5 protein-coding genes and 1 pseudogene are annotated in these 5,693 nt (G+C 41.8%); 4 read left to right on the top strand and 2 right to left on the bottom strand.

Annotation, left to right across the window (positions count from 1 at the left end; all coding sequences use genetic code 11):
* The first annotated feature begins 64 nt into the window (after positions 1–64).
* Together NNN64_RS22285 and NNN64_RS22280 are read left to right on the top strand one after the other, a co-directional pair.
* Positions 65–808, top strand: coding sequence for an OB-fold protein (locus NNN64_RS22285; protein WP_271442811.1), 744 nt, complete (start codon positions 65–67; stop codon positions 806–808).
* 322 nt (positions 809–1,130) lie between these two features.
* On the top strand, positions 1,131–1,709 hold the full coding sequence (locus NNN64_RS22280; protein WP_271442810.1) for a recombinase family protein: 579 nt from the start codon (positions 1,131–1,133) through the stop codon (positions 1,707–1,709).
* 306 nt (positions 1,710–2,015) lie between these two features.
* Here NNN64_RS22280 and NNN64_RS22275 read toward each other — a convergent pair whose 3' ends face one another.
* Together NNN64_RS22275 and NNN64_RS22270 are read right to left on the bottom strand one after the other, a co-directional pair.
* Entirely contained in the window at positions 2,016–2,741 is a 726-nt protein-coding gene (locus NNN64_RS22275; protein WP_271442809.1) for a YagK/YfjJ domain-containing protein, read from the bottom strand.
* A 623-nt stretch (positions 2,742–3,364) separates the two neighbouring features.
* Positions 3,365–4,456: an NAD(P)-binding domain-containing protein gene (locus tag NNN64_RS22270; protein ID WP_271442808.1), complete on the bottom strand. Its 1,092-nt coding sequence runs from the start codon at positions 4,454–4,456 to the stop codon at positions 3,365–3,367.
* 291 nt (positions 4,457–4,747) lie between these two features.
* Between NNN64_RS22270 and NNN64_RS22265 the strand changes: the two genes are divergently transcribed.
* The gene (locus NNN64_RS22265) at positions 4,748–5,266 is read left to right on the top strand and encodes a ClbS/DfsB family four-helix bundle protein (RefSeq protein WP_271442807.1); all 519 of its coding nucleotides are present in this window, start codon (positions 4,748–4,750) and stop codon (positions 5,264–5,266) included.
* A 148-nt stretch (positions 5,267–5,414) separates the two neighbouring features.
* Positions 5,415–5,646 (top strand): annotated as a pseudogene (locus NNN64_RS22260) (ISL3 family transposase); the annotation flags it as partial.
* Positions 5,647–5,693 lie beyond the last annotated feature (47 nt).

Genomic DNA, 5,693 nt, shown 5'->3' with positions numbered 1-5,693 from the left:
GTAATTAAAGATATCAAAACATTGTGCCGTTATACTTCTATTCACTTTGGTAAGGAGACTGATTTTGAAAAAGATTTTTGCTGTAATATTAGGACTTAGTGTCTATGGTTGCGTGCTTGCTGATACGAATGTTGGTGGAAATGTCAGTACAAAATTAGATGAACATAATGTTGCTACTTATATAAGGGGTCTAGTAATAGCAGGCTGTATGGGGGCTATGAACGATGATGATACTGATAGTCTCATCGCTGATGCGGCGAGCGGTATGAACAAGAAGTCGGAAAGTTATGGTGAAGTACATAATTCAATAGTACTAGGTTCTAGGGTTGGAGGCCGTCTGAAAAAGAATGGATGGGGCCCTACAAACGATGGAGTAATGATCAATAGCTGTGACGATTTAGGTCGCTATGTGCTAAGACAACCTGAATTTAAGAGCCAGATTATCAACAACTTTGTATCTGAGCCAGAACAAGCGATGATAGCACTTAGTAACACTTTGATTTATCGTACTACGGCCAAATCTCTGAGCAATCTTTACAGTGAGAACGAAATAGCTGCTGACAATAAAATAGGTGGACGAAAAATCGAGATAACTGGGCCTATTCAAGAAATCCGAAAAGACTTCAAAAATGATGTCGTTATCGAGTTACAAACTGGTAATCAATTTATGCCCGTTCGGCTCAGCATGGAGGATGGAGAAAGAAGCAAAGCAGCAAAATTGCGAAAGGGGCAAAAAACAGTAATTACCTGCGACAAGATGATGCTTTTGATTGGTTCACCTTCAGGTAATAACTGCACGATCAACTAGCCATCACGCCAAGAGTCAGAAGTTCCCTTCTGGCTCATCGTTATAAGATCGTACATCTTCCCTGCTCTATTGCACTAAATATCATCAACAGATGGTCATATCGATCAAGCAGCGTTAGCCTGCGCAGAAAATGAACACTTAATCTTTCTCAAATATCATGCGGGTTCACCCGAAGGTGGCGATCAGAATGGTATCAACAATCGAACGTTTTATGACACCAGTAAACCCTACCTTAAATTGGTGTCATTAAATTAGCATATTGACATTATGATACCATCAGTTAATTATGATACCGTTTTTGATACCAATCAGGGGAGCGATTATGAGCCGTACATTTGCATATTGCCGTGTGTCCACCAGCGAACAGTCAACAGAAAACCAGATTATGGCGATTCGTCAGGCTGGCTATGCAGTGAATGATAGCAGGGTGATATCAGAAACCGTGTCAGGGGGAGTACAGGCGATGCAGCGCAAAGGCTTTGCTGATATGGTGACTCATAAACTGGAGGCTGGGGATCAGCTTGTAGTATTGAAACTGGACCGCCTGGGAAGGGACAACATCGACGTGCAGCAAACCATTACGATGCTGGTGGACAAAGGGATTGACGTTGTTTCGCTTGATCTGCCCGTGCGTAACCTTTCCAGCGCGGAAGGGAAACTGATGCTGCAAATGTTTTCTGCGTTTGCAGAGTTCGAAAAATCCCGCATCATTGAACGCACAAAAGAGGGTCTTGCGCGAGCTAAGACTGAGGGTAAAAAGTTAGGCCGTCCAGCTGCGGCAGATACCCTTCAGCGTGTACAGGAAGCCAGAGCTAAGGGGCTGAGTCAGTCCAAAGCGGCGTTAGCATTGAATTTAAGTCTCCCGACTATCAAACGAAACTGGAACATCAAAGAGGCGTAAGATTTAACCTGCCTTCACTCAGATTCAGATGCTGCCCTGCCAACGTGTGAGGCTTAATTATGGCTATTTTCGGGTCAATTAATTCGAAATATTCCGGCGACAGTAAATCCAGCGGAGCCGCACACCAGCTTAAATCTACCTGGAAAAGATAGTGATGGGGTGCTATATTTAAAAGTTAAGCTGTGGTGCATGAGAGAAGGCATTGTTAAACGCAATGAGCGCTATCGTGAGCGCCTTTTGTAGTGTGGGTAATGCGAAGGTACTACCTCCTGATTTGAAGGCCGTAGAGAGCGTTACACTAAGGATTTAGCAATTATGGTTTTTATTGCTCAATTTTGATGTTGAGTGGACCCGATCCCCATTTCCGGTCTGATACTTTCCACGCTCTTTCGCCAGATACGATACCCACAGAAAAGGCCCCTCGAGCGTTTTCGGCTTATTTCTTTCGATAATGTAATGATTCGGATATCTTTCCGTTGCTTTTGGCAGCTCCACCAGCGCTGCTTTACCGCCCGTCAGGCCCATCCAGATTTCAACAATACTTCCGGCAATGCCGCTTGTGGGTGTCCCAAGGCGTCTGACCTGTCGATGCGGGAGGGCAATCCAGCAATGGTAATGCACCTGTTTTGCTGTCTCTTTCTCCCGTACCCAGCCATAAGCAAAGTTGAGGATCGGTTCTGCCAATCCCCCAGGCCTGTTTAATTTAGCCCTCAGGCGTTCACGTAGTTTTTTAAACAGGTCGCTTACCCACCTGTTGCCTGTGTCTATTTGGGTATTCTCAGGTAAGCGTAAATCGAAGCGAGAGAAGTAAACCCGACTGTAGATGGATAGTATTGCATCAAGCTGTTCTGCTACAGGGGTAAGGATATCAAGGCGAACACCGGATTGGTCGGTGGTGTTAATCGGGTAGGCGTAACCATTACGAATGAAAACATCACCTGTGATGACCCTGTAACGCCCGTGTTTATGAATTTTGGTTGTGTAAGGCGTAGCAGGTGCGAGTACTGAATGAGCAGTTCCCTCTTCTGACACAACACCCCATAAATTGTTTATATAAACACCCCCGCATATACACACGTATAAGTTATTACCATCTGACCACCGTAAAACGAAGCGGTTACAGGTAGTTCAACCCCCATCAAGCAAAGCCCGATGGTAAAAAAGGTGGATGAAACTTTTTCGAAGAAAGTTTACATGAGATATAGAAGTCCATAATAACAATATCTCAAAACAAATAGCAGTGCAAAGATTATTTTAATCTGCGTTTTTTTCGGGTTTGCTTATGCAATTTTTCCACTTTTGCGATACCCCGACATAGTGCTTCCCTGTCGATAAGTACTTAACCACGGATAAGCAAACCCATTGAATTAGAATGACTATCACTAAAACCAGTCAACACTATCAACAACTGGAAGCGAATCAGAAACTTTCATCCTGCCTGTGTAAACCTTGGTTTGTCCTTGGTTTGAATGTTCGTGACCAATCGTCTGCTGAACTAGTGTGCGGTATATTTTGTCTAAATCAAAGTGACAACTCATTCCGATTTGAGGCCAGTGACCAGTTGATAACTAACTCTGTACACTATGCGTAACCCCAAATTCATCGCAGCCAACAGATTCTTGCAATAATCATGTTGGAGTAGGAAACAATAATAATTATTTTTTAGGTATCCTATTTAGATTGACCGATACCCCCATACTCTTCAAATCATTAATGAATTCTAACGGTTCAACATAGATCGCTTGTCTATAAACACCTGGTTTGGCTCTGTTTTCCGTATATTGCTTCAGACAGGCAACAACTGGTAAAGCTGTCAGTCCATAGGCATCACCATGTGATATTGTTATCTCGATCTCTTCATGGGGACCCTCACCACGAAGATGCAATAATGCAAAACGTTCATTATTACATAGCATTTTCAATGTAAAAGCGAACATTCTTGCGACTAACCTAATGAATTTAGGTGATATTTTTACCAGAAAGAGAAATATTGGCATCATGATGTAGTCAATAAAGACTCCAAAACCAGCAGCGAAGAATCCAGCATTCTTCAAGGTTGGTATATATGACGTGAGAAACCGCATTTCATCTAGGTCTATAGGGAAAAAGTGCTGATTTTTATCTCTTAAAGAGAAGCGCACTATCTTCATTCCGGTACACCACTTCCCTTCTTCTAAAAAACACATCTTGGTGGACAGTACATCTTCCATAAACGTGATCATTGCCTGTTCTGAGAGAGTTTTCTCTCCCCAGTCAACGCCGAATGAACTATAAACATTAATTGTCGACAGACCTGGCGATACTTTCTCTGCAAACCTCGCCATAGCAGCTGGGATGCCTGGGTGATAACCTCCATCGGTAATATAAACAATACCAGCTTCATGGATCTTTTGCTGATAAGACTCTAATATCAGACGCTTTCGATCACTGCATAAAAAAATATCCAGACAATCTGTTTTTGTGTCTAATGCAGCATCGATCACACTAGGTAGTTTTTCAGCCGAGCTGATGGCAATAACTACCATATCTATACTTTTAAAAGCTAAATTAAGAGAAAGCGAGTTGTCTAAGGATACTGTGAAGAAAGCAGGAGAGACCGTCGACACAGATTCTAACTCCTGTTGCAGTTGCTCTAGCCGGTTGTTATCCCGGCCGATCAATACCACATCATGGACACCATTCTCAATTAAAGTTAATGCGATCGTTCTCCCCGCCCTTCCGGTTGCTCCAAGAATACCGATTCTCATTTCCATCCCTCTTTGACATGTTTGTAAGAATTCATGAACCCAACAAAAACCCATCATATGTTACTTTTGTTGCTAACAACACTATCCTACTGTAAATACTCCTTTTTTAGTTACATTCAACTTTTGAGTGCCCTGTCAGAATTACCCTGGCCCAAAATACGTCCTCTCGAGAACTTATTATCTAGAGGTTTTCTGTATCTATCATTGTCTTCCCCTGTTATGGTAGGTAGTACTTTTCAAACACCACTCAGCGCCTTTATGATGACTCATTTAAAATGAGAGGATTTCCGTATGAGTGTGCCTCAAACGAAAGCTGAATTACTTTTCGCCATTGATAAAAGCTTCAGTAAATTAATTAGTTACCTTAAAGTAATCCCGCCTGGAATCACAATAGATAACTCAATGGATGGGCACGCAAAAGGAACGAAGATGAGTGTCCGTGACCTTGTTTCGTATCTAATAGGATGGAACTCTCTTGTTGTAAAGTGGATCACTTCCGATGCAAAAGGTTTGCCTGTCGATTTTCCAGAAACAGGTTATAAATGGAACCAACTTGGTCTTCTTGCACAAAAATTTTACTCAGATTACAGTGAGTTAGGTTATGATTTATTAATAGCTGAACTTCATACTGTAAAAAATGAAATTGTGAAAATTATTGATGAGCGAACCGATGACGTTTTATATGGAAGGCCATGGTACACAAAATGGACGATGGGGAGAATGATCTCATTTAACACATCCTCACCTTATTCCAATGCTAATGGAAGATTAAGAAAATGGGCAAAAAGCAATAACATCATTTTAAAGTAATCATTTAGCGTGAAATTATATAAGTGGATAACCTCTCTGCGTCCACATTTTCAATTTTTCCATGTCGTGACTGGTTGATTCCTCGTTTCTTCATGAAGGTGTAAGTTCTATGAACGTAACAGTCGGCATAGCAAAATACCTCCAGCCATCACTGGCCGTAAACTGTTATATACCAATGTTGAATAATGCAGCTATAACCGTCACAAAACTACTGTACAGGATACGTCATCGAGTTTCGGATGGCAATGAAGAGGCGCTGAACAGTAAGTCAGACTACTGACAATAAAAGCGAGAGGATACTGGAGTAGCGCCATTTCAAGTTGGGATTGATGTTGCACTATCGAAATCTGAATACGACATTCAGAGTCTTCCTACCATAATCGAAGAAGAGCATTAGCATAAAAACCATTAAGTAAGAATTATTATC

This window comes from Citrobacter sp. Igbk 14 (genome assembly GCF_028069825.1).
Lineage (GTDB): Bacteria > Pseudomonadota > Gammaproteobacteria > Enterobacterales > Enterobacteriaceae > Citrobacter.
This window is presented reverse-complemented; position numbering and strand designations above follow the sequence as displayed.